The organism is Streptomyces sp. MUSC 14, from assembly GCF_001866675.1.
GTDB lineage: Bacteria > Actinomycetota > Actinomycetes > Streptomycetales > Streptomycetaceae > Streptomyces.
This window is the reverse complement of record NZ_MLYN01000100.1, coordinates 26562-50416: the sequence shown is the minus strand read 5'-3', so window position 1 is coordinate 50416 and position 23855 is coordinate 26562. Positions and strand designations below refer to the sequence as shown.

At 70.8% G+C, this 23855-nt stretch carries 24 protein-coding genes; 1 reads left to right on the top strand and 23 read right to left on the bottom strand.

Annotated features, from left to right (window positions below):
- The 13 genes from BIV25_RS44495 to pyrR all read right to left on the bottom strand — a co-directional run.
- On the bottom strand, positions 1 to 388 hold a 388-nt coding region (locus BIV25_RS44495), incomplete at its 3' end, for an S-adenosylmethionine synthetase N-terminal domain-containing protein (RefSeq protein WP_305729344.1).
- A 264-nt stretch (positions 389 to 652) separates the two neighbouring features.
- Entirely contained in the window at positions 653 to 1855 is a 1203-nt protein-coding gene (gene coaBC, locus BIV25_RS44490) for a bifunctional phosphopantothenoylcysteine decarboxylase/phosphopantothenate--cysteine ligase CoaBC (protein WP_071378301.1), read from the bottom strand.
- Between the two features lie 99 nt (positions 1856 to 1954).
- Positions 1955 to 2227, bottom strand: coding sequence for a DNA-directed RNA polymerase subunit omega (gene rpoZ / locus BIV25_RS44485; RefSeq protein WP_005319902.1), 273 nt, complete (start codon positions 2225 to 2227; stop codon positions 1955 to 1957).
- Between the two features lie 38 nt (positions 2228 to 2265).
- Positions 2266 to 2823 carry a guanylate kinase gene (gmk, locus tag BIV25_RS44480; protein WP_071378300.1) on the bottom strand — a complete coding sequence of 186 codons (558 nt, stop codon included), beginning with the start codon at positions 2821 to 2823 and terminating at the stop codon, positions 2266 to 2268.
- 72 nt (positions 2824 to 2895) lie between these two features.
- Positions 2896 to 3219, bottom strand: coding sequence for an integration host factor (locus BIV25_RS44475; RefSeq protein ID WP_003977346.1), 324 nt, complete (start codon positions 3217 to 3219; stop codon positions 2896 to 2898).
- A 299-nt stretch (positions 3220 to 3518) separates the two neighbouring features.
- On the bottom strand, positions 3519 to 4364 hold the full coding sequence (pyrF, locus tag BIV25_RS44470; RefSeq protein ID WP_071378299.1) for an orotidine-5'-phosphate decarboxylase: 846 nt from the start codon (positions 4362 to 4364) through the stop codon (positions 3519 to 3521).
- On the bottom strand, positions 4361 to 5467 hold the full coding sequence (locus BIV25_RS44465; RefSeq protein ID WP_071378298.1) for a quinone-dependent dihydroorotate dehydrogenase: 1107 nt from the start codon (positions 5465 to 5467) through the stop codon (positions 4361 to 4363). The genes pyrF and BIV25_RS44465 overlap by 4 nt, the downstream gene beginning before the upstream one ends.
- Positions 5468 to 5546: 79 nt before the next feature.
- On the bottom strand, positions 5547 to 8855 hold the full coding sequence (gene carB / locus BIV25_RS44460) for a carbamoyl-phosphate synthase large subunit (RefSeq protein WP_071378297.1): 3309 nt from the start codon (positions 8853 to 8855) through the stop codon (positions 5547 to 5549).
- Positions 8848 to 9990, bottom strand: a complete 1143-nt coding sequence (gene carA / locus BIV25_RS44455; protein WP_071378296.1) for a glutamine-hydrolyzing carbamoyl-phosphate synthase small subunit — start codon at positions 9988 to 9990, stop codon at positions 8848 to 8850. The genes carB and carA overlap by 8 nt, the downstream gene beginning before the upstream one ends.
- Positions 9987 to 10547 (bottom strand): hypothetical protein, encoded by a 561-nt coding sequence (locus tag BIV25_RS44450; RefSeq protein ID WP_071378295.1) that lies wholly within the window; start codon positions 10545 to 10547, stop codon positions 9987 to 9989. Before BIV25_RS44450 ends, carA begins: the two co-directional genes overlap by 4 nt.
- Positions 10544 to 11830 (bottom strand): dihydroorotase, encoded by a 1287-nt coding sequence (locus BIV25_RS44445; RefSeq protein WP_071378294.1) that lies wholly within the window; start codon positions 11828 to 11830, stop codon positions 10544 to 10546. Before BIV25_RS44445 ends, BIV25_RS44450 begins: the two co-directional genes overlap by 4 nt.
- A 5-nt stretch (positions 11831 to 11835) precedes the next feature.
- Positions 11836 to 12816, bottom strand: a complete 981-nt coding sequence (locus BIV25_RS44440) for an aspartate carbamoyltransferase catalytic subunit (protein ID WP_071378293.1) — start codon at positions 12814 to 12816, stop codon at positions 11836 to 11838.
- 92 nt (positions 12817 to 12908) lie between these two features.
- Entirely contained in the window at positions 12909 to 13490 is a 582-nt protein-coding gene (pyrR, locus tag BIV25_RS44435) for a bifunctional pyr operon transcriptional regulator/uracil phosphoribosyltransferase PyrR (RefSeq protein ID WP_071378292.1), read from the bottom strand.
- Positions 13491 to 13755: 265 nt separating this feature from the next.
- Between pyrR and bldD the strand changes: the two genes are divergently transcribed.
- Positions 13756 to 14259: a transcriptional regulator BldD gene (gene bldD / locus BIV25_RS44430; RefSeq protein ID WP_006131213.1), complete on the top strand. Its 504-nt coding sequence runs from the start codon at positions 13756 to 13758 to the stop codon at positions 14257 to 14259.
- 173 nt (positions 14260 to 14432) lie between these two features.
- On the opposite strand, the gene nusB is transcribed toward bldD, so the two are convergent.
- The 10 genes from nusB to ruvX form a co-directional block, all read right to left on the bottom strand.
- Positions 14433 to 14867, bottom strand: coding sequence for a transcription antitermination factor NusB (gene nusB, locus BIV25_RS44425; RefSeq protein ID WP_071378291.1), 435 nt, complete (start codon positions 14865 to 14867; stop codon positions 14433 to 14435).
- 2 nt (positions 14868 to 14869) lie between these two features.
- Positions 14870 to 15436, bottom strand: coding sequence for an elongation factor P (efp, locus tag BIV25_RS44420; protein ID WP_071378290.1), 567 nt, complete (start codon positions 15434 to 15436; stop codon positions 14870 to 14872).
- A 44-nt stretch (positions 15437 to 15480) separates the two neighbouring features.
- Complete coding sequence (locus tag BIV25_RS44415) at positions 15481 to 16599, bottom strand: aminopeptidase P family protein (protein WP_071378289.1); 1119 nt, start codon at positions 16597 to 16599, stop codon at positions 15481 to 15483.
- A 79-nt stretch (positions 16600 to 16678) separates the two neighbouring features.
- Complete coding sequence (locus BIV25_RS44410; protein ID WP_071378288.1) at positions 16679 to 17572, bottom strand: Pro-rich N-terminal domain-containing protein; 894 nt, start codon at positions 17570 to 17572, stop codon at positions 16679 to 16681.
- 219 nt (positions 17573 to 17791) lie between these two features.
- Positions 17792 to 18883 carry a 3-dehydroquinate synthase gene (aroB, locus tag BIV25_RS44405; RefSeq protein WP_071378287.1) on the bottom strand — a complete coding sequence of 364 codons (1092 nt, stop codon included), beginning with the start codon at positions 18881 to 18883 and terminating at the stop codon, positions 17792 to 17794.
- Positions 18880 to 19362, bottom strand: coding sequence for a shikimate kinase (locus BIV25_RS44400; protein ID WP_107486710.1), 483 nt, complete (start codon positions 19360 to 19362; stop codon positions 18880 to 18882). The genes aroB and BIV25_RS44400 overlap by 4 nt, the downstream gene beginning before the upstream one ends.
- A gap of 32 nt (positions 19363 to 19394) precedes the next feature.
- The gene (aroC, locus tag BIV25_RS44395) at positions 19395 to 20579 is read right to left on the bottom strand and encodes a chorismate synthase (protein WP_071378285.1); all 1185 of its coding nucleotides are present in this window, start codon (positions 20577 to 20579) and stop codon (positions 19395 to 19397) included.
- Positions 20580 to 20754: 175 nt separating this feature from the next.
- The gene (locus tag BIV25_RS44390; protein WP_071378284.1) at positions 20755 to 21594 is read right to left on the bottom strand and encodes a shikimate dehydrogenase; all 840 of its coding nucleotides are present in this window, start codon (positions 21592 to 21594) and stop codon (positions 20755 to 20757) included.
- Between the two features lie 9 nt (positions 21595 to 21603).
- Positions 21604 to 23265 carry an endolytic transglycosylase MltG gene (mltG, locus tag BIV25_RS44385; protein WP_177235646.1) on the bottom strand — a complete coding sequence of 554 codons (1662 nt, stop codon included), beginning with the start codon at positions 23263 to 23265 and terminating at the stop codon, positions 21604 to 21606.
- Between the two features lie 124 nt (positions 23266 to 23389).
- Positions 23390 to 23854 (bottom strand): Holliday junction resolvase RuvX, encoded by a 465-nt coding sequence (gene ruvX, locus BIV25_RS44380; protein ID WP_071378283.1) that lies wholly within the window; start codon positions 23852 to 23854, stop codon positions 23390 to 23392.
- Position 23855 lies beyond the last annotated feature (1 nt).

The window sequence follows — 23855 nt, the reverse complement described above, 5'->3', positions numbered from 1 at the left end:
GGTCGCCCGCGCCCTGCTTGTCCAGCTCGTCGTCGTCGCCTTCGACCCGGTTCTCGTAGGCCGTGTCGACGCCCTGCGCGATGTCCGGGGACTGCGCGCCGATGGACACCGACACGCCGCAGGAGGCGCCGTCGAAGCCCTTCTTGGAGGAGTCGTAGCCGATCTCCAGGATCTTGTCGCGGACGAGCTGCGCGATCGGTGCGTAGGCCTTGGTCGTGACCTCGCCGGCCACGTGCACCAGGCCGGTGGTGATCAGCGTCTCGACGGCGACCCGGGAGGTCGGGTCCTCGCGCAGAAGCGCGTCGAGAATGGTGTCGCTGATCTGGTCAGCGATCTTGTCGGGGTGGCCCTCGGTCACGGACTCCGAGGTGAACAGGCGACGGGACACAACGCTCCCTGTGGTTGCAGCGGCTGCTGGCTGATCATTTGCTGTCGGCACGAGGGCTGCGCCTGATGCCGACCTGGAACAGTTTATCGGTCGCACTCGGCCGATGGGCCACAGTCTCACCTCTCGGGAGCGCTGTGACCTGCGGCACGGGCATTCTGCCCAATGCCCGGTGGCATTGACCAGGGTCACCACACCCGAATCGAGGGGTGATCGAGAAGTGCTCGTGCGCGCCCCCAGCGGGCGTCCGCGGGGGCGCGCCGGGGCTCAGCGCAGGCGCTCGGCGACCAGGTCCCACACGGTGTCGGCCAGGGCTTCCTTGGGCCCGTGCGGCACGGGGGTCTCGCTGCCGTCGGCGCCCAGCACGACGGCCTCGTTCTCCTCGGCGCCGAACGTCTTGCGCTCCCCCACCTCGTTGACGACGAGCAGGTCACAGCCCTTGCGGGCGAGTTTGGTGCGGCCGTTGGCGAGGACGTCGTCGGTCTCGGCGGCGAAGCCGACGACCACCTGTCCCGGCCGGGCACGATCGGCGGAAATCTCCGCAAGAATGTCCGGATTCCGCACCAGGACGATCGGCTCGGGCTCCTGGCCGTCCTTCTTCTTGATCTTCCCGGCGGCGTAGGCCGCCGGGCGGAAGTCCGCGACGGCTGCGGCCATGACGACCGCGTCGGCGTCCGCCGACGCCTTCACGACGGCCTCGCGCAACTGGACCGCCGTGCCGACCGGGACGACGTCCACGCCCGCCGGCTCGGGCAGGACGGTGTTGGCCGCGATCAGCGTGACGCGGGCGCCGCGGGCGGCGGCGGTGCGGGCGAGGGCGTAGCCCTGCTTGCCGGAGGAGCGGTTGCCGAGGAAGCGGACCGGGTCGAGGGGTTCACGGGTGCCGCCGGCCGACACGACCACATGGCGGCCCTTCAGGTCGGGCACGGCGGTGCCCCGGGCCAGCACCCGGCGGCAGACCTCGAAGATCTCGGCCGGGTCGGGGAGCCGGCCCTTGCCCGTGTCGACGCCGGTGAGCCGGCCGACGGCGGGTTCGATGACGACGGCGCCGCGGCGGCGCAGCGTGGCCACGTTCTCCTGGGTGGCCGGGTGCTCCCACATCTCGGTGTGCATGGCGGGCGCGAAGACGACCGGACAGCGGGCGGTCAGGAGCGTGTTGGTCAGCAGGTCGTCGGCGAGGCCGTGGGCGGCCTTGGCGAGCGTGTCGGCCGTGGCGGGCGCGACGACGACGAGGTCGGCGCCCTGGCCGATACGGACGTGCGGGACCTCGTGGACGTCGTCCCAGACCTCCGTCGAGACGGGGTTGCCCGACAGCGCGGACCAGGTGGCGGCACCGACGAAGTGCAGCGCCGAGCCGGTGGGGACGACGCGTACGTCATGGCCCGACTCCGTCAGTCTGCGCAGCAGCTCACAGGCCTTGTACGCGGCGATTCCGCCACTGACCCCCAGAACGACCTTCGGCTTGTCCACCGTCTCTCCCCGGCTCGGAACCTACGGGACCATCACACACCACAGGCCCGGCAGTGTGACTGCCGGGCCTGTGGATAAGTCAATCGCGATCTGAAAGTACTACTGCGCGGGGCCCTCGATGGCCTCGGACGTCAGCAGACCCGCGTTGATCTCACGCAGGGCGATCGAGAGCGGCTTCTCGTGCACGTGGGTGTCGACGAGGGGACCGACGTACTCGAGGAGACCCTCGCCCAGCTGGGAGTAGTACGCGTTGATCTGACGCGCCCGCTTGGCGGCGTAGATCACGAGGCTGTACTTCGAGTCGGTGGCCTCAAGCAACTCGTCGATCGGCGGGTTGATGATGCCCTCGGGCGCGGTGATGGAAGAGGACACGCTCTACCTTCCGAAAGAGGGAAAAAGATCGAGAACGATCACACAACGTCCATCAAGGCTAGCAGCTCGCGCGCCACGTCCTCGACGGAGGTGTTGACCAAGGTCATGTCGAACTCCGGCTCGGCCGCCAACTCGGTCCTGGCCGCCTCCAGGCGGCGCTCGATGACCTCGGGCGACTCGGTGCCCCGGCCGGTCAGCCTGCGCACCAGCTCCTCCCAGGAGGGGGGAGCCAGGAACACCAGCCGGGCGTCGGACATCGACTCCCGCACCTGCCGGGCGCCCTGGAGATCGATCTCCAGCAGAACGGCCGCGCCGTTCTCCAGCCGCTCCAGCACGGCCGCGCGCGGCGTGCCGTAGCGGTTCCCGGCGAACTCGGCCCACTCCAGCAGCTCGCCGTTGGCGATCAGCTTGTCCATCTCCTCGTCGGTGACGAAGAAGTAGTGGACTCCGTGCCGCTCACCGGGACGGGGCTTGCGGGTGGTGGCCGACACCGAGAGCCAGACCTCGGGGTGTTCCTTGCGCATATGGGCGACGACCGTGCTCTTGCCGACCCCCGAGGGGCCGGAGAGCACGGTCAGCCGCGGACGTTCACTCATGCAGCGATTATTCCAGCAATCCCGGGGTGCCCGGGACGCCCGGCCGGCTCCCCGTGGACCGGGGAGCCGGACTCAGGAGCCGGTGCTGCCGAACTCACGCTCCAGGGAGGCGATCTGGTTGGAACCGAGACCCCGCACGCGGCGGCTCTCGGAGATGCCCAGACGCTCCATGATCTGCTTGGCGCGGACCTTGCCCACGCCGGGCAGCGACTCGAGCAGTGCGGAGACCTTCATCTTGCCGATGACGTCGTTCTCCTGGCCCTGCTTGATCACCTCGTGCAGGGAGGCGCCGGAGTGCTTGAGTCGATTCTTGACCTCGGCCCGCTCCCGGCGAGCCGCGGCGGCCTTTTCGAGCGCGGCTGCGCGCTGTTCAGGGGTAAGGGGCGGAAGAGCCACGCCTACGTCACCTCGGATGTCGAACTGTCGGATACGGACCGGTGAGGAACCTAGTCGCCCCACACCTGGGGAGCCACGAGCAACACGCTGCCCGTTCTCCCCCACTGCCTGAAGGGCGCGGGAAGGGCTCCCACTGCTCGGAGACTAGCGGGCAAGTCCGCCAGAGTCAGCGAGAACAGCGGAAAAGTCCTGGTCAGCCTCCGCCAGGACGGACATTTCAGACATAATGCCCCCGATTTGAGGATGTATTCACACTCAAGTCGCCGGCCCGCCGCCTGCCCGGCCATGCCTCGGAGGGCTCAGGAACCTGCGACGACGGCCTGAATCTCCTCGGCGAACCGCTCCGCGGCCGCGCGCAGCGCCCCCGTGTCGGGACCGTGACGCAGAACACCCCGACTCACGTTCGGCACGACGTTGCGCAACGCCGGGCCGAAGACCTTCGGAAGGTCGGCCGCCGTCGCCCCCTGCGCGCCGACGCCGGGCGCCAGCAGCGGGCCGTTGATCGCGAGGTCGTACGACGACAGGTCGCCAACCGTCGCGCCGACGACGGCGCCGAAGGAGCCCAGCGGCTCCTCCCCGGCGTTCTCGGCGGCCAGGTGGGCGAGCATGGTCGCCCCCACGCTGCGGCCGTCCGCACGCACCGCGTGCTGCACCTCGGGGCCCTCCGGGTTCGAGGTCAGTGCCAGCACGAACAGGCCGGCGCCGCTCTCGCGGGCGAGGGCCACGGCCGGGCTGAGCGAGCCGTAGCCGAGGTACGGCGAGACCGTCAGGGCGTCCGAGAACAGCGGGGCGTCCTGGTGCAGGTACGCCTCCGCGTACCCGGCCATGGTGGAACCGATGTCGCCGCGCTTGGCGTCCATCACGACCAGCGTGCCGGCCGCGCGCGCCTCCCGGACGACCGTCTCCAGGACGGCGACGCCGCGCGAGCCGAAGCGCTCGAAGAAGGCGCTCTGCGGCTTCATCACGGCGACCCGGTCGGCCACGGCCTCGACGACGGTGCGGCTGAACCGCTCCAGACCGGCCACGTCGTCGTTCAGACCCCACCCGGCGAGCAGCGAGGCGTGCGGGTCGATGCCGACGCACAGCGGGCCGCGCTCGTCCATGACGCGGCGCAGCCGGGCGCCGAAGGGCTCCAGAACGGTCATGCGGACTTCCTCACGTCGGCGCCGACCGCGTCGGCGAGGGTGGCGTAGGGGCTGGTGCGCAGGCGCGCGGCGAGGCCCTTGTGGATCGCGCGGGACCAGAAGGGTCCCTCGTAGATGAAGGCGCTGTAGCCCTGGACCAGCGTGGCCCCGGCCAGGATGCGCTGCCAGGCGTCCTCGGCGGTCTCGATGCCGCCGACACCCACCAGGGTGATCCGGTCGCCCACGCGCTCGTACAGGCGGCGCAGGACCTCCAGGGAACGCTCCTTGAGCGGGGCGCCGGACAGGCCGCCGGTCTCCTGCACGAGCGAGGGCGCGGAACGCAGGCCGAGGCCCTCGCGCGCGATGGTGGTGTTCGTGGCGATGATGCCGTCCAGGCCCAGCTCCACGGCCAGGTCGGCGACGGCGTCGACGTCCTCGTCGGCGAGGTCCGGGGCGATCTTCACCAGCAGCGGGACGCGGCGGTTCGCGACCGTGCGGTCGGCGGCCGCGCGCACGGCGGTCAGCAGCGGGCGCAGCGACTCGGTGGCCTGGAGGTTGCGCAGGCCGGGTGTGTTCGGCGAGGAGACGTTGACGACCAGGTAGTCGGCGTACGGCGCGAGCCGCTCGGCGGACTTCACGTAGTCGCCGACGGCCTCCGTCTCCGGGACGACCTTGGTCTTGCCGATGTTGACGCCCACGACGGTCCTGAAGACCGGCCTGCGGGTCGCGAGACGGGCCGCCACGGCCAGGGAGCCGTCGTTGTTGAAGCCCATGCGGTTGATCAGCGCGCGGTCCGCGACGAGGCGGAACAGCCGCTTCTTGGGGTTGCCGGGCTGCGGCTCCCCCGTCACCGTGCCGATCTCGACGTGGTCGAAGCCGAGCATCGACATGCCGTCGATCGCGACGGCGTTCTTGTCGAAGCCCGCGGCGAGCCCGAAGGGGCCGTGCATGCGCAGCCCGAGCGCCTCGGTGCGCAGTTCCTTGTGGCGGGGGGCGAGGGCGGCGGCGACGAAGGTGCGCAGCACCGGAATGCGCACGGTCAGACGGATCCAGCGGAAGGCCGTGTAGTGGGCCTTCTCGGCGTCCATCCGCCGGAACACCAGACGGAAGAAGAGCTTGTACATCTCGGAAAAGTCCTCGGGGGTCCTGAGGGGGGTCCTCGTACAGAGGGGGACACCGTTTCCGGTGTCCCCCTCAGGGCTGCTAGTCGCGGGCCGCGGTCAGGTGTTCCGCGTGTTCCTGGAGCGAACGGACGCCCACGTCACCGTGGTTGAGGGCGTCGATGCCCTGGACGGCCGCGGCGAGGGCCTGCACCGTCGTCAGGCACGGCACCGAACGGGCCACTGCCGCCGTACGGATGTCGTAGCCGTCGAGGCGGCCGCCGGTGCCGTACGGGGTGTTGACGATGAGGTCGACCTCGCCGTCGTGGATGAGCTGGACGATGGTCCTCTCGCCGTTCGGGCCGGCGCCCTCGGACTGCTTGCGCACGACCGTGGCGTTGATGCCGTTGCGCTTGAGGACCTCGGCGGTGCCGGAGGTGGCGAGCAACTCGAAGCCGTGCGCGACCAGTTCGCGCGCCGGGAAGATCATCGAGCGCTTGTCGCGGTTGGCGACCGAGATGAACGCGCGGCCCTTGGTGGGCAGCGGGCCGTAGGCGCCGGCCTGGGACTTGGCGTACGCCGTGCCGAAGACCGAGTCGATGCCCATGACCTCGCCCGTGGAACGCATCTCCGGGCCGAGGACCGTGTCGACGCCGCGGCCCTGGATGTCGCGGAAGCGCGACCACGGCATGACGGCCTCCTTGACGGAGATCGGCGCGTCCAGCGGCAGTTCGCCGCCGTCGCCGTTCGCCGGGAGCAGGCCCTCGGCGCGCAGTTCGGCGACGGTCGCGCCCAGCGAGATCCGGGCTGCGGCCTTGGCCAGCGGCACCGCGGTCGCCTTCGAGGTGAAGGGCACGGTGCGCGAGGCGCGCGGGTTGGCCTCCAGGACGTAGAGGATGTCGCCGGCCATCGCGAACTGGATGTTGATCAGGCCGCGCACACCGACGCCCTTGGCGATGGCCTCCGTCGAGGCCCGCAGGCGCTTGATGTCGTAGCCGCCCAGGGTGATCGGGGGCAGGGCACAGGCGGAGTCGCCGGAGTGGATGCCGGCCTCCTCGATGTGCTCCATGACACCGCCGAGGTACAGCTCCTCGCCGTCGTAGAGGGCGTCGACGTCGATCTCGATCGCGTCGTCCAGGAAGCGGTCGACGAGCACCGGCCGGGAGGGGCTGATCTCGGTCGACTCCGCGATGTAGGACGCGAGGCGGGCCTCGTCGTAGACGATCTCCATGCCGCGGCCGCCGAGCACGTACGAGGGCCGGACGAGCACCGGGTAGCCGATCTCGTCGGCGATCGCCTTGGCGCCCTCGAAGGCGGTGGCCGTGCCGTGCTTCGGGGCGGGCAGGCCCGCCTCGGCGAGGACCCGGCCGAAGGCGCCGCGGTCCTCGGCGGCGTGGATGGCCTCCGGCGAGGTACCGACGACCGGTACGCCGTTGTCCTTCAGGGCCTGGGCGAGGCCCAGCGGGGTCTGGCCGCCCAGCTGCACGATCACGCCCGCCACCGGGCCGGCCTGCTGCTCGGCGTGGACGATCTCCAGCACGTCTTCCAGCGTCAGCGGCTCGAAGTACAGGCGGTCGGAGGTGTCGTAGTCCGTGGAGACGGTCTCCGGGTTGCAGTTGACCATCACCGTCTCGTAGCCCGCGTCGCTCAGCGCGAAGGAGGCGTGGACACAGGAGTAGTCGAACTCGATGCCCTGGCCGATGCGGTTCGGGCCGGAGCCCAGGATGATGACGGCCGGCTTCTCGCGGGGCGCGACCTCGGACTCCTCGTCGTAGGAGGAGTAGAAGTACGGCGTCTTCGCGGCGAACTCGGCGGCGCAGGTGTCGACCGTCTTGTAGACCGGGCGGATGCCGAGGGCGTGCCGCACCTCGCGGACGACGTCCTCGCGCAGGCCGCGGAGCTCGGCGATCTGCTGGTCGGAGAAGCCGTGGCGCTTGGCCTCGGCGAGCAGTCCGGCGGTCAGCTCGGGGGCCTCGGCCAGCTCGTCCGCGACCTCCTTGATCAGGAAGAGCTGGTCCACGAACCAGGGGTCGATCTTCGTGTACTCGAAGACCTCCTCGGGCGTGGCGCCGGCGCGGATGGCCTGCATGACCGTGTTGATACGGCCGTCGGTGGGCCGTACGGACTCCGCCAGGAGGGCCGCCTTGTCACCCGTCTCGCCGACGAAGGTGAACTGGCTGCCCTTCTTCTCCAGCGAGCGCAGCGCCTTCTGGAAGGCCTCGGTGAAGTTGCGGCCGATGGCCATGGCCTCGCCGACCGACTTCATGGTGGTGGTCAGCGTGGAGTCGGCCTGCGGGAACTTCTCGAACGCGAAGCGCGGGGCCTTGACGACCACATAGTCGAGCGTGGGCTCGAAGGAGGCCGGGGTCTCCTGCGTGATGTCGTTCGGGATCTCGTCCAGCGTGTAGCCGACGGCCAGCTTGGCGGCGATCTTCGCGATCGGGAAGCCGGTGGCCTTGGAGGCGAGGGCGGACGAGCGGGACACGCGGGGGTTCATCTCGATGACGATCACACGACCGTCCTCGGGGTTCACCGCGAACTGGATGTTGCAGCCGCCGGTGTCGACGCCGACCTCGCGGATCACGGCGATGCCGATGTCGCGCAGGACCTGGTACTCGCGGTCGGTCAGCGTCATCGCGGGCGCGACGGTGATCGAGTCACCGGTGTGCACGCCCATCGGGTCGAAGTTCTCGATGGAGCAGACGACCACGACGTTGTCGTGCTTGTCGCGCATCAGCTCCAGCTCGTACTCCTTCCAGCCGAGGATGGACTCCTCCAGGAGCACCTCGGTGGTCGGGGAGAGCGTGAGGCCCTGGCCGGCGATGCGGCGCAGCTCCTCCTCGTCGTGCGCGAAGCCGGAACCGGCGCCGCCCATGGTGAAGGACGGGCGGACGACGACCGGGTAGCCGCCGAGGGTCTCGACGCCCTGCAGGACGTCGTCCATGGAGTGGCAGATGACCGAGCGGGCGGACTCGCCGTGGCCGGTCTTGCGCCGGACCTCCTCCACGACGTCCTTGAACAGGTCGCGGTCCTCGCCCTTGTGGATGGCCTCGGGCTTGGCGCCGATCAGCTCGACGCCGTACTTCTCCAGGACACCGTTCTCGTGCAGCGAGATCGCGGTGTTCAGGGCCGTCTGGCCGCCCAGGGTGGGCAGCAGGGCGTCGGGGCGCTCCTTGGCGATGATCTTCTCGACGAACTCGGGGGTGATCGGCTCGACGTAGGTCGCGTCGGCGATCTCCGGATCGGTCATGATCGTCGCCGGGTTGGAGTTGACGAGGATGACGCGCAGGCCCTCGGCCCTGAGCACGCGGCACGCCTGGGTGCCGGAGTAGTCGAACTCGGCGGCCTGGCCGATGACGATCGGGCCGGAGCCGATGACCAGGACGGACTGGATATCGGTGCGCTTAGGCACGCTGGCCCTCCATCAGGGAAACGAAGCGGTCGAACAGGTAGGCGGCGTCGTGCGGGCCCGCTGCCGCTTCGGGGTGGTACTGGACGGAGAAGGCCGGCTGGTCGAGCAGCTGCAGCCCCTCCACGACGTCGTCGTTCAGGCAGACGTGCGAGACCTCGGCACGGCCGAACCTCGTCTCGCTGACCTTGTCGAGCGGCGCGTCCACGGCGAAGCCGTGGTTGTGCGCGGTGACCTCGACCTTGCCGGTCGTGCGGTCCTGGACCGGCTGGTTGATGCCCCGGTGGCCGTACTTCAGCTTGTAGGTGCCGAAGCCGAGGGCGCGGCCGAGGATCTGGTTGCCGAAGCAGATGCCGAACAACGGGGTCTTCCGCTCCAGTACGGCGGTCATGAGCGCCACCGGGCCGTCGGCCGTGGCCGGGTCGCCGGGGCCGTTGGAGAAGAACACGCCGTCCGGCGCGACGGCGTAGATGTCGTCGGCCGTGGCGGTGGCGGGCAGGACGTGCACCTCGATGCCGCGCTCGGCCATGCGGTGCGGGGTCATGCCCTTGATGCCGAGGTCGATCGCGGCGACGGTGAACTTCTTCGCACCGACGGCCGGGACGACGTAGGCCTCCTTGGTGGCGACCTCCTCGTACAGCGAGGCGCCCTTCATGTGCGGCTGGGCCTGCACGCGCGCGAGGAGCTCCGCCTCGGCGGCGATCGCCGCGCCGGAGAAGATGCCGGAGCGCATCGAGCCGCGCTCGCGCAGGTGGCGGGTGAGCGCGCGGGTGTCGATGCCGGAGATGCCGACCACGCCCTGCCGCTCCAGCTCGTCGTCCAGGGAGCGCTCGGCCCGCCAGTTGGACGGCACGCGCGCGGGGTCGCGCACGACGTAGCCGGAGACCCAGATGCGGCTGGACTCGTCGTCCTCGTCGTTCCAGCCCGTGTTGCCGATCTGCGGGGCGGTCGCGACGACGATCTGGCGGTCGTACGACGGGTCGGTCAGGGTTTCCTGGTAGCCGGTCATGCCGGTGGAGAACACGGCCTCGCCGAAGGTCTCCCCCACGGCCCCGTAGGCACGGCCGCGGAAGATCCGGCCGTCCTCCAGGACGAGTACGGCGGGAACCCTGGCGGCTCCCCTGGTGGAGGTCGTCATCGTGCGCCTTCCGTGTCGTTGATCATGTGGTTCAGGGTGTCGACCCACTCGGTGTGCTCGGCCGCCCGCTCGGAGCGGAAGCCGGAGTCGATCAGCTTGTCGCCGAGCGCCCAGGTCACCACCAGCAGGCCGCCCTCGGGGAGGACCTTGCCGGCGATGGCCTTGTCCAGCCGGGCTCCGCGCAGTGCGGTGACGGGGACGAAGAAGTCGGACGCTCCGGGGCGCGCCACCTCCAGGCCCGCGTCGGTCAGGGTCAGCTCGGCCCGGCTGCGGGTGCCCAGGCCGTGGGCCACGATCCGGTCCAGCCACTGCCCGGCGGTGGTGGAGCCGTGGTAGCGGCCGCTCAGCTTCAGTTTGGCCGGGCCGGTCTCCTCCGGCGCGGCGGGCGGCTCCGGGAGGTCGCTCTGGAGCGTGCCGCGCCACTTCCAGCCCTCGCGCATCAGCCAGTAGACGAGCGCGATGAACAGGACGAGTCCGACGAGCCAGCCGATGCGGGCCGGCCAGTCGGTGACGTCGGCCGACTTCTTGGCCTCGGCCAGCAGGATGAGAGGTGTCACGTGAGCTTCCCGTCGACGAGCGTGGCCTTGCCCCGCAGCCACGTGTGCGTCACACGGCCCGGCAGCTCACGCCCCTGGTAGGGGGTGTTGCGGCTGCGCGAGGCGAAGCCCGCGGGGTCCACCTGACCACGGTATTCCGTGTCGACGAGGGTGAGGTTGGCGGGCTCACCGGCCGAGACGGAACGGCCGTGCCCGGTGGCCTGTCCGATCTGCGCGGGTTTGGCGGACATCCGGTCGGCGACGCCGGCCCAGTCCAGCAGGCCCGTGTCGACCATGGTCTCCTGGACCACCGACAACGCGGTCTCCAGCCCCACCATCCCCATGGCGGCCGCGGCCCACTCGCAGTCCTTGTCCTCGTGCGGGTGCGGGGCGTGGTCGGTGGCGACGATGTCGATCGTGCCGTCGGCCAGGGCCTCGCGCAGGGCGTGCACGTCCCGCTCGGTGCGCAGCGGCGGGTTGACCTTGTAGACCGGGTTGTACGTGCGGACCAGCTCGTCGGTGAGGAGCAGGTGGTGCGGGGTGACCTCGGCGGTGACGTCGATGCCGCGGGACTTGGCCCAGCGGACGATCTCGACGCTGCCGGCGGTCGACAGGTGGCAGATGTGGACGCGGGAGCCGACGTGCTCGGCGAGCAGGACGTCCCGGGCGATGATCGATTCCTCGGCCACCGCCGGCCAGCCCCCGAGCCCCAGCTCGGCGGAGACGACGCCCTCGTTCATCTGGGCGCCCTCGGTCAGCCGCGGCTCCTGCGCGTGCTGGGCGACGACCCCGCCGAAGGCCTTCACGTACTCCAGGGCGCGGCGCATGATCACGGCGTCGTCCACGCACTTGCCGTCGTCGGAGAAGACCGTGACCCCGGCGGCCGACTCGTGCATGGCGCCGAGCTCGGCGAGCTTCCTGCCCTCCAGGCCGACGGTGACGGCGCCGATCGGCTGCACGTCGCAGTAGCCGTGCTCCCGGCCGAGCCGGTAGACCTGCTCGACGACACCGGCGGTGTCGGCGACCGGGAAGGTGTTGGCCATGGCGAACACGGCCGTGTAGCCGCCGGAGGCGGCCGCGCGCGTGCCGGTCAGCACCGTCTCGGAGTCCTCGCGGCCGGGCTCGCGCAGGTGGGTGTGCAGGTCGACCAGGCCCGGCAGCAGCACCTTGCCGCCGGCCTCCACGACCTCCGCGCCCTCGGCGGACAGGCCGGTGCCGACCGCCTCGATGACCTCGCCGTCGATCAGCACGTCCTGCGGCTCGCCGCCGAGCACCTTCGCACCACGGATCAGGATCTTGCTCATGGTTCTTACTTCTCCTCGGTGGTGCGGGCGTGGGTGACGGCGGGCTCGTTGCCGCCGAGCAGCAGGTACAGGACGGCCATCCGGATCGAGACGCCGTTGGCGACCTGCTCGACGACCGTGCAGCGGTCGGAGTCGGCGACCTCGGCGGTGATCTCCATACCGCGGACCATCGGGCCGGGGTGCATCACGATGGCGTGCCCGGGCATCTTCGCCATGCGCTCGCCGTCGAGGCCGTAGCGCCGCGAGTACTCGCGCTCGGTGGGGAAGAAGGCGGCGTTCATCCGCTCGCGCTGGACGCGGAGCATCATCACCGCGTCGGACTTCGGCAGGACGGCGTCGAGGTCGTAGGACACCTCGCAGGGCCAGGTCTCGACGCCGACCGGCACCAGGGTGGGCGGGGCGACCAGGGTGACCTCGGCGCCGAGCGTGTGCAGCAGGTCGACGTTGGAGCGGGCGACACGGCTGTGCAGGACGTCGCCGACGACGGTGACGCGCTTGCCCGCGAGGTCCTTGCCGAGGCCGGCGTCACGGCCGATCAGCCGGCGGCGCATGGTGAACGCGTCCAGCAGGGCCTGGGTGGGGTGCTGGTGGGTGCCGTCGCCGGCGTTGATGACGGGCGCGTCGATCCAGCCGGAGTTCGCGAGGCGGTACGGGGCGCCGGAGGCGCCGTGCCGGATGACGACGGCGTCGACGCCCATCGCCTCCAGCGTCTGCGCGGTGTCCTTGAGGGACTCGCCCTTGGAGACGCTCGACCCCTTGGCCGCGAAGTTGATCACGTCGGCGGAGAGGCGCTTCTCGGCGGCCTCGAAGGAGATCCGGGTCCGGGTCGAGTCCTCGAAGAAGAGGTTGCAGACCGTGCGGCCGCGCAGGGTCGGCAGTTTCTTGATCGGCCGGTCGGCGACCCGGGCCATCTCCTCGGCGGTGTCGAGGATCAGGACGGCGTCGTCGCGGGTGAGGTCGGCGGCCGAGATGAGATGACGCTGCATCTGTCAGGCTCCGTAAGGCAGTTCAATCGGGAGGATTGGGGCAGTCGGGCGCGTGCGCGGGTACGCCGAAGCGGGCGTGCGCGCCTGACGTGCTACTGGTCGGCCGGCTTGACACCGAGCAGCACGGTGTCGCGACCGTCCTCCTCGGCGAGCTGGACCTTGACCGTCTCCCGCAGCGACGTGGGGAGGTTCTTGCCGACGTAGTCGGCGCGGATCGGCAGTTCGCGGTGGCCCCGGTCGACCAGGACCGCGAGCTGCACCGCGCGGGGGCGCCCGATGTCGTTCAGGGCGTCGAGGGCGGCACGGATCGTACGGCCGGAGAAGAGCACGTCGTCGACGAGGACGACCAGCTTGCCGTCGAGGCCGTCACCGGGGATCTCGGTGCGGGCCAGCGCGCGCGGCGGGTGCATGCGCAGGTCGTCGCGGTACATGGTGATGTCGAGCGAGCCGACCGGGATCGTGCGCTCGGTGATCTGTGCCAGCTTGACGGCGAGCCGCCGGGCGAGGAAGACGCCGCGGGTGGGGATGCCGAGGAGCACCACGTCGTCGGCGCCCTTGGCGCGCTCGACGATCTCGTGGGCGATGCGGGTCAGCACCCGCGCGATGTCGGGACCTTCGAGAACGGGCCGTGCATCGGAGGCCTGCGCGGTGGCGGGCGAGTCGTGCTTGTCCATACGAAACGGACCCCCTTCTCCGCCTCACGGGACGGATCTTAAAGGACGTCGGATTTGCGCCATCTACCGTAGCAGGTCATGGGGAGGACCCCGACCACCCCCTCATTCACCCGCTTGGCCCAACCGGCTGCCGTGAGCACGGAAGAGTCGGTGTGGACCATTCGGCTTGACGCGCAAGAGTCACGCTGCGTAACCTCACAGTGAGTTACCAGCCGCGCGGTGGACAACCCAGTCGGCCGCGTCGACACAGTGTCCGGGGAGCTATATGTCCAGCGAATACGCCAAACAGCTCGGGGCCAAGCTCCGGGCCATCCGCACCCAGCAGGGCCTTTCCCTCCACGGTGTCGAGGAGAAGTCCCAGGGGCGCTGGAAGGCCGTGGTGGTCGGGTCCTACGAGCGTGGCGACCGTGCGGTGACCGTACAGCGGCTCGCCGAGCTGGCCGATTTCTACGGTGTCCCGGTCCAGGAGCTCCTGCCGGGTACGACGCCGGGCGGCGCCGCCGAGCCCCCGCCGAAGCTGGTCCTGGACCTGGAGCGGCTGGCCACCGTGCCGGCCGAGAAGGCGGGCCCGCTCCAGCGTTACGCGGCGACGATCCAGTCCCAGCGCGGTGACTACAACGGCAAGGTGCTCTCGATCCGCCAGGACGACCTGCGCACGCTCGCCGTCATCTACGACCAGTCCCCCTCGGTCCTGACCGAGCAGCTGATCAGCTGGGGTGTGCTGGACGCGGACGCGCGCCGCGCGGTGGCCTCGCACGAAGACGCCTGAGCCGCTTCACACCTGCGCAGAAACGTGCCGTCGAGGTGGCCGGAACTTTGCGGTTCCGGCTGCCCCGACGGCGTTTCGCGTGTGCGGTCTGCGGGCCTGCGGAGGCACAGGCACAGGAACGCCGGAGGGCCCACAGCGGCGCGCTGTGGGCCCTCCGGCGTGTCGTACGGGCTCTACGCCTCGTCCCGGCGCAGAGACGGCTTGAGCTCCTTCAGACGGCCCAGCAGGCCGTTCACGAACGAGGGCGACTCGTCCGTGGAGAACTCCTTCGCCAGCTGCACCATCTCGTCCAGGACGACGGCGTCCGGGGTCCCGTCGACCCAGATCAGCTCGTACGCGCCCAGCCGCAGGATGTTGCGGTCCACGACCGGCATCCGGTCGAGCGTCCAGCCGACCGCGTACTGGGCGATCAGCTCGTCGATGCGCCTCGCGTGCTCGGCGTAGCCCTCGACCAGCTGCATCGTGTACTCACTGACCGGCGGCTGCCGGGTGTCGGACCGGGACAGCCGGACCCAGTCGGCGAGGACCGTCAGGACGTCGGCGCCGCGCTGGTCACCCTCGAAGAGGATCTGGAAGGCGCGCTTGCGGGCCGTGTTGCGGGCAGCCACGGTTAGCTGTTCACCCGGCCGAGGTAGTCGCCCGTGCGGGTGTCGACCTTGATCTTCTCACCGGTGGTGATGAAGAGCGGGACCTGGATCTCGTAGCCGGTCTCCAGCTTGGCGGGCTTGGAGCCGCCGGTGGAGCGGTCGCCCTGGACGCCCGGCTCGGTGTGCTCGATGACCAGCTCGACGGCGGCCGGCAGCTCGACGAAGAGCACCTCGCCCTCGTGCGTGGCGACGGTGGCCTCGAAGCCCTCGATCAGGAAGTTGGCGGCGTCGCCGACGGCCTTCCGGTCGATCATGAGCTGGTCATAGGTCTGCATGTCCATGAAGACGAAGTACTCGCCGTCCATGTACGAGAACTGCATGTCGCGCTTGTCGACAGTGGCGGTCTCGACCTTGACGCCGGCGTTGAAGGTCTTGTCGACGACCTTGCCGGACAGCACGTTCTTCAGCTTGGTGCGCACGAAGGCCGGGCCCTTGCCGGGCTTGACGTGCTGGAACTCGACGACGGACCAGAGCTGGCCGCCTTCGAGCTTGAGCACCAAACCGTTCTTGAGGTCGTTCGTGGAAGCCACGGTTGCGGAATCTCCTGGACTGACGTACGACCCGGGGGCACGCGCTACAGCGCGAGCAGCTCCTTGGTCGTGATGGTGAGTAGCTCGGGTCCGCCGTCCGCCTCGGGGCGCACGACGAGCGTGTCATCGATCCGGACACCGCCCCGGCCCGGGAGGTGGACCCCCGGTTCGACGGTGACCGGCACGCAAGCGTCCAGTTTACCCATGGCCGAGGGCGCCAACTGCGGGTCCTCGTCGATTTCGAGTCCGACACCGTGTCCGGTGAGCGGAGGCAGGGCCTCCGTGTAGCCGGCCGAGTCCAGTACGTGGCGTGCCGCGCGGTCCACGTCGCGGCAGGCGGCGCCGGGGGCCAGGGCCTCGCGCCCGGCGCGCTGGGCGGAGAAGACCAGGTCGTACAGCTCGACCTGCCAGTCGGCGGGCGACGTGCCGATCACGAACGTACGGCCGATCTCGCAGCGGTAGCCGCGATAGGCCGCGCCCAAGGACACGCTGAGGAAATCACCCTCCTCCACGCGCCGGTCGGTGGGCCGGTGCCCGCGCCGGCCGGAGTGCGGACCGGTGGCCACTGAGGTGGGGAAGGCCGGGCCGTCGGCCCCGTGGTCGACCAGCCGGCGCTCCAGCTCCAGCGCGAGATGCCGTTCGGTGCGGCCGACCAGGATGGATTCCAGCAGCTCGCCGAGGGCCTGGTCGGCGATCTCGGCGCCGATGCGCAGACAGGAGATCTCCTCCTCGTCCTTGACCACCCTGAGCTGCTCGACGGCTCCGCCGAGGTCGGTGAGGCGCAGCGCCGGGGCGACGGAGGAGACGGCCCGGTGCCGGGCCACCGTGAGGTGGTGCTCCTCCACGGCCAGGGAGTCGGCGTCCTGGCCCACGGCGAGTTCCGCCGCCCCGACCGCCGCGTCGCCGTCGGCACCGGCGCCGCTCGACGGGAGGACGTACAGGCGCAGGTTCTCGTCGGGGCGGCCGTCGCCCACGCGGTCGTCGGGCGGACAGGCGCAGACGAGGAGGTCCTCGCGTCTGCCGAGCAGCAGCGCGGAACCCCGCGGGGCCGCGGCGGCGAGATAGCGCACGTTCGCCGGACGGGTGACGAGCGCTGCCGCGGTGCCGGCCGCGGTGAAGTGGTCTCTCAGCCGGGATCGGCGGGTCGCGTACACCTCTGACATGAGACGAGCGTAGAAGTTTTGCTGCGGTTGTGCCGATTTGAGAACGGCCGAGTGGGGTGCGGGGCCCTGCGCGGGAGGGCTACCAGCTCGGCGGGCTCGCGATCGCCCGCGCCAGGACCTCGTCCAGCACGCGGGCCGTGCCCGGGACGTCCAGCTGGGAGTTGTCGATGATCGGCAGCCCCGAGCCGTACCAGCCGGCCATGCGGCCGTGGATGCGGGCCACCTCCTCGTCGGTGAGACGGCGGTTGCCGGAGCGCTCGGCGTTGCGCTCCAGGACGATGTCCAGGCCCGGCAGGAGGACGACCGGGAGCAGGCCGGGGCCGACGTGCCTCTTCCAGCCGCCGAGGCCCACGACCGGGCGGTCCGGGAACACCGCGTCGTCCAGGATGCAGGAGATGCCGTTGGCGAGGAAGTTGCGGGCGGCGAAGCCGCAGGTGCGGCGGGCGAGGCGGTATTGAGCCTCGGAGTTGTCGTTCCAGCCGGACTGGGGGTCGGCGAAGCCGGAGCGGACCCATTCGCGGACGTCGTCCAGGCTGATGTGCGCGGTGGGCACCCGGCGGTGGTCCGCCCAGAACTTGGCGACGCTGGTCTTGCCCGCGCCCGCCGGGCCGATCAGCAGGACGGCCAGGGTCGTGGTCGTCGGGTCGGGCACCGCGGCCTGCGCGGGGGGTGCCGTGGGCACGCCGACCGGTCCGCCGGGCGGCAGCGGCACATGGCCGGTGGTCTCGGGGGCGGGCGGCGCCGCGGTGTGCTGCGGGGCCGGGGGGTGCACGACCGGGGGCTGGGGCGCGGGAGGCTGCGGGGGTGCGGGCGGGACGGCGCCGGTCGGGGCCGGGAAGCCCGGTGGCGCGGGCACGGGGACGGCGCCCGGGTGCGGACCCGGGTGGGGGTGTGCGGCCGACGCCCAGCCGGCGTGCGGCCCCTGCCCCGGCCGGTGGGGCGGCGGCAGCGGAGATCCCACTGCGTGCTGCATCCGTTGCCACTCCGTCTCATCGTCCTCGGCTCGGCCGCCGCTCACGCGCGACAGGCGAGCGTCAGGCCATCGGTGCTGGTCGCGGGGGTGCGCCCCGCTGGTTCACCGAACGGTACCGTCCCCGGCCGTCGTTTGGTGAAACGGCCGGGGGCGGCCCGAAGTGCCCGTTCCGCAAAGGAAGTCGAGGTCGGGAAGAGGACGGACGGAACAGTCGGGTACTTACTGTCCGACCTCGCCGTAGGCGGCGAGCAGGACGGCCGGGTCCGGGCCCTCCATCACCGTCGGCTTGGCCAGGCCGTCGAGGACGATGAACCGCAGCAGGTCGCCGCGGGACTTCTTGTCGACCTTCATCGTCTCCAGCAGCTTGGGCCACTGGTCGTAGCGGTAGTGCAGCGGGAGGCCGACGGCTTCGAGGATCGTGCGGTGGCGGTCCGCCGTCGCATCGTCCAACCGGCCCGCCAGACGGCCCAGTTCCGCGGCGAAGTGCATGCCGACGGCGACCGCGGCGCCGTGCCGCCACGTGTAGCGCTCGTTCTTCTCGATGGCGTGGCCGAGCGTGTGGCCGTAGTTGAGGATCTCCCGCAGGCCCGACTCCTTGAGGTCGGAGGAGACGACCTCGGCCTTGACCCGGATCGCGCGCTCGATCAGCTCGGCGGTGTGCGGTCCCGCCGGGCTGCGGGCACCCTCGGGGTCGGACTCGATCAGTTCGAGGATCACCGGGTCGGCGATGAAACCGGCCTTGATGACCTCCGCGAGCCCGGAGACGTAGTCGTTGACCGTGAGCGAGTCGAGCGCGGCGAGGTCGCACAGCACGCCGGCCGGCGGGTGGAAGGCGCCGACGAGGTTCTTGCCCTCGGCGGTGTTGATGCCGGTCTTGCCTCCGACCGCGGCGTCCACCATGGCGAGCACGGTGGTGGGGATGGCGATCCAGCGCACCCCGCGCAGCCAGGTGGCGGCGACGAATCCGGCGAGGTCGGTCGTCGCGCCGCCGCCGACGCCGACGATCACGTCGGTGCGGGTGAAGTTCGACTGGCCGAGCGCCTTCCAGCAGTAGGCGGCGACCTCTGCGGTCTTCGCCTCCTCCGCGTTCGGCACCTGGACGGCGATCGCCTCGTAGCCCTGCTCGGCCAGGTCGGCGCGGAGCGCGTCACCGGTCTCGGCCAGCGCCTCCGGGTGGATCACCGCGACCCGCTTGGCCTTGGGGCCGACCAACCCGCCCAGCTCGCCCAGCAGTTGGCGGCCGACCAGCACCTCGTACGGCTCGGTGCCCGCCGTGCCGGCGACCTGGATCCGGGTGACTGCCTCGCTCATGCCTTCTTCAACTCCAGTGCGTCCAGGGCCGCTTGCGTGACCTCTTCGGGGGTGCGGCCGTCCGTGGCGACGACGGCGGAGGCCACCTCCTCGTACAGGTGCCGCCGGGCCTCCATCAGCTCGCGCCACTGCTTGCGCGGGTTGACCGCGAGCAGCGGGCGGGCGGCGTTCAGGCCGGTGCGCTTGACCGCCTCCTCCACGTCCATCGACAGGTAGACCACGCGCTGCCCGGAGAGCAGCGCGCGGGTGTCCACGTCGAGGACGGCGCCGCCGCCGAGCGCGAGGACGCCCTCGTGCTCGGCGAGAGCGGTGGCGACCGCCAGCTTCTCGATCGCCCGGAAGGCGGGCTCGCCATCGTCGACGAAGATCTCGGCGATGCTCCGGCCCTGCTCGGCGACGATGTCGTCGTCGGTGTCCCGGTAGCCGAGGCCGAGGCGCTCGGCGAGCAGCTGTCCGACGGTGGACTTGCCGACACCCATCGGGCCGACCAGCACGATCGCAGGCACGCTGCTCACCGGATGTGGAGGTTGTCGAGGTACGAGCGGACGTTGCGGCTGGTCTCGGCCACGCTGTCGCCGCCGAACTTCTCCGCGACCGCGTCGGCCAGCACCAGCGCCACCATGGCCTCGGCGACGATGCCGGCGGCCGGCACCGCGGAGACGTCGGAGCGCTGGTGGTGGGCCTGGGTGGCCTCGCCGGTGGTCACGTCGACCGTCTTCAGGGCGCGCGGCACGGTCGCGATCGGCTTCATCGCGGCACGCACGCGCAGCAGCTCGCCGGTGCTCAGGCCGCCCTCGGTGCCGCCGGCACGGCCGGAGACGCGCCTGATGCCCTCGTCGGTCTTCACGATCTCGTCGTGCGCCTGCGAGCCCGGCACCCGTGCCAGCTCGAAGCCGTCGCCGATCTCGACGCCCTTGATCGCCTGGATGCCCATGAGGGCGCCCGCGAGGCGGGCGTCCAGCTTGCGGTCCCAGTGCACGTGCGAGCCGAGGCCCACCGGCACGCCGTAGGCCAGGATCTCGACCACGCCGCCGAGGGTGTCGCCGTCCTTGTGGGCCTGGTCGATCTCGGCGACCATCGCCTTCGAGGCGTCCGCGTCCAGGCAGCGCACCGGGTCGGCGTCCAGCTTCCCGACGTCGGCCGGGGTCGGGTAGACGCCCTGCGGGGCCTTGGCGGAGGCCAGCTCGACCACGTGCGAGACGATCTCGATGCCCGCCGTCTCCTTCAGGTACGACCGGGCGACCGCGCCGAGCGCCACCCGGGCGGCGGTCTCGCGGGCGGAGGCTCGCTCAAGGATCGGGCGGGCCTCGTCGAAGCCGTACTTCTGCATGCCGGCGAGGTCGGCGTGACCGGGGCGGGGCCGGGTCAGCGGCGCGTTGCGGGCCAGGCCCGCGAGGATCTCGGGGTCGACCGGGTCGGCCGCCATGACCTGCTCCCACTTGGGCCACTCGGTGTTGCCCACCATGATCGCGACCGGGGAGCCGAGGGTCAGTCCGTGCCGGACGCCGCCCAGGAAGGTGACCTCGTCCCGCTCGAACTTCATGCGCGCACCGCGGCCATAACCGAGCCGCCGCCGCGCGAGGTGGTCCGCCACCATCTCCGTGGTGATCGGCACGCCGGCGGGAAGGCCCTCCAGCGTCGCGACAAGTGCGGGACCGTGGGACTCCCCCGCGGTCAGCCAACGCAGCCTGCTCAACGGTCTGCTCCTCAGTGCTCGCGCCCGGTACTGCCCTGCGTACGCGCATCCTCGCGTACGGCGACGGCGTCACCGGGTGCGCGACCCCGGTACGCCACCTCTGATCCTCCCACGTCCGGTGCCGTTGTCCGGCCGCCGGTCCAGCAAGCGGACGCGCGAGCGGGCGCGCGGGCGCTCAGTGCGCGGCGAGCGCCTTCTCACCGGCGTGCCGCATGGCCTCCAGGGGCGCCGGGGAGCGGCCGGTCATCTGCTCGACCTGGAGGACGGCCTGGTGGACCAGCAGGTCGAGGCCGCTGACGACGGCGCCGCCGAACATGGACCAGCGGGCCGCCAGCTCGGTGGGCCAGGGGTCGTAGAGCACGTCGAAGAGGGTCGTGGGGCGCTCGGGGACGGCGGTGGCCAGGGCGTCGGTGGTACCGGCGGGCGTGGTGGCGACGACCAGCGGGGCGTGCAGCGCCTGCCCGGCGTCGGCCCAGTCCGCCGTACGGACGTCCACGTCGAGCCGTTCGCCCCACTGGCGCATCTCTGCGGCGCGGGCCCCGCTGCGGACGTAGACGGTGATCTCGCCGGTGCAGATCCGGGCGAGGGCGGCGAGGGCGGAGGAGGCGGTGGCGCCGGCGCCGAGGATCGCCGCGGAGTCGACCTGAGCGATGCCGTGCTCGCGCAGGGCGGCCACCATGCCCGGGACATCGGTGTTGTCGCCGCGGCGGCGGCCGTCCTTAGTGAACACGACGGTGTTGACCGCGTCGACCGAGGCGGCCGTGTCGCTGATCTCGTCCAGCAGCGGGATGACCGCCCGCTTGAGCGGCATGGTCAGGGACAGGCCGGCCCACTGCGGCCCGAGGGTGTCGAAGAAGCCCGGCAGTGCGGCCTCGTCGACCTCGAAGCGCTCGTACGACCACTCGGTGAGCCCGAGCTCGTCGTACGCCGCGCGGTGCAGCACCGGGGAGAGGGAGTGACCGATCGGCTTGCCGAGAACGGCCGCCCGGCGGGCGTCAGTCGTCTTCACTGCCATGGATTGTTCTCAGCCCTTGTTCCTGGACGCGTTCCACTCGTTGACCAACTTCTCGTGTTCGGCGAGCGTCTTGGTGAACTGGCTGGTCTTGCCGTCCATCGAGATGAAGTAGTACCAGCCGTCGTGCGTCGGGTTGAGCGCCCCCTGGATGGCCTCCTCACCGGGGTTGTCGATGGGGCCCGGCGGCAGGCCCTTGACGAAGTACGTGTTGTACGGGTTGTCGTACTTGCGTAGCTCGGTGACGCTCAGGTCGATCTTGCTCTGGTTCTTCACGTAGTTGTACGTGGAGTCGAATTCCAGCCGCCCGTACGTCTGCGGGTTCTCGGGCTGGAGGCGGTTGTAGACGACCTCGGCCATCTTGCGGAAGTCGTCGTGGCTCGTGCCCTCGGCCTGCGCCAGGCTCGCCACGGTGAGCAGCTGCCAGGGGCTGTCGAGGCCCAGTGCCTTGGCCTTGTCCGCCAGGCCCAGTTCCTGGTATTTGGCGCTGGCCTGGGACACCATGCTCTTGAGGACGTCCTCGGGTTTCTGGCCCTTGGTCACCGCGTAGCTGGAGGGGTAGAGGAAGCCTTCCAGCGGGTCCTTGAGGTTCGCGTGGTTCAGCGCCCAGGCGGGCAGGCCCAGTTGCTTGTACTCCTTCTTGGCGATGCCCGCCGTGGTTCCCGCCGCCACGCCGAGGCGCGCGTCGATGAGGTTGTAGACCGCCGTGTTGCGCAGGCCCTCGGCGATGATCAGGTTGCTGCGGCTCTTCGGGCTGAGCATCAGTTGCACGGCGCTCGCGGCGGACATGTGCTTCTGCAGCGTGTAGACGCCGTCCTGGAGCGTCTTGCCGTCCGGATTCGCCTGCATCGCGGAGACGAACGCGGCCGCGCTCTCGACGACGCCCGCCTCCTTCAGCTTGTCGCCGATCGTCCAGCCGCCGGCGCCCTTGGGGATGACGACCGTGATCTGTTCGCCGTTGCCGCTGCCCGCGTAGTCCGGGGCCGTGCCGAAACGGTTCTGGTAGAACTTGTAGCCGTAATACCCGACTCCGCCCAGGCCGCCGCCGAAGACCAGGACGACCACCATGCAGGCGCAGCCGGTGCGGCGTTTCTTGCCCTTGGCCGGTTTCTTTCCCTTGCCGCGCTTCGTCGACCGGTCGGCGAGCTCGTGCTCATCGTCGTCGTCATCGTCGGCGCCCGTGAAGAAGGGGTGGGTCTCCTCTTCGGGCACGGCCTCGGGATCAAGCTCCGGATCCAGCTCGGGGCGCCTGCGGCCGGGCGGCTCCGGCGGCGGGTAGGCGTCGTCGGTGCCGTAGAGATCGGGCTGTTCCCCGCCGTAGGCACCGGGCTGCCGGCCGTAGGGGTCGCCGGGATCGGGCGTGTACGGTACCTGGCCGTGGGCGCCGGTCGCGTCCCAGGCGCCCTGCTGCTGGTACTGCTGCTGGGCGTGACCGGCGTACTGCTGCTGACCTTGCTCGTCGTAGTACGGGTACTGCCCGTGGCCGTACCCGGGCTGCTGCCCCTGGCTCCAGTCGCCGTACTGCTGCTGCGGCTGCTGGGGGTAGTGCTGCGGCTGGCCGCCGTAGGGCTGCGAGCCGTCGTGCGGCTGCTGCCCTCCCCATCCGCCGTCCCCGTACAACGGGTCGTGCGGATGCCACGGTTCGGAGCCCTGGCCCCGGCCATACTCAGTCATCGATCCCCTAGAGCCGCGAGGCCGAGCGGTCGCGTGGCCGGTGGGCCGGCGTCCGTTCCGCCTCTTCTTGGTGTCCCGGCTGTTCGAACACCGGCACATCGCGCGGAACGTTACCGTATCGCGATCAGATGACCACTTCGACGCCCTCTCCGGGGGCTTTACCTGACACCCGTTCGGATTCGAGGGCTTGCTGGAGGATGATCACAGCGGCGGCCTGGTCGATGACGGAGCGGCCCTTCTTCGATTTCACCCCCGAAGCACGCAGTCCCTGGCTGGCCGTCACGGTCGTCATCCGCTCGTCCACCAGGCGGACCGGCACCGGCTTGATGCCCTTGGCCAACTCCTGGGCGAAGGCTCGGACCTTGACCGCGGCCGGGCCCTCGCCCCCCTTGAGGGAGCGAGGGAGTCCGACGACGACCTCGATCGGTTCGTACTCCTCCACCAGCTGTCGCAGCCGGCGGTGGGCGGCGGGGACGTCCCGGCCGGGGACCGTCTCCACCGGTGTGGCGAGGATCCCATCGGGGTCGCACGAGGCGACCCCGATCCGGGCATCCCCGACGTCGATCGAGAGTCGACGTCCTCTGCGCATT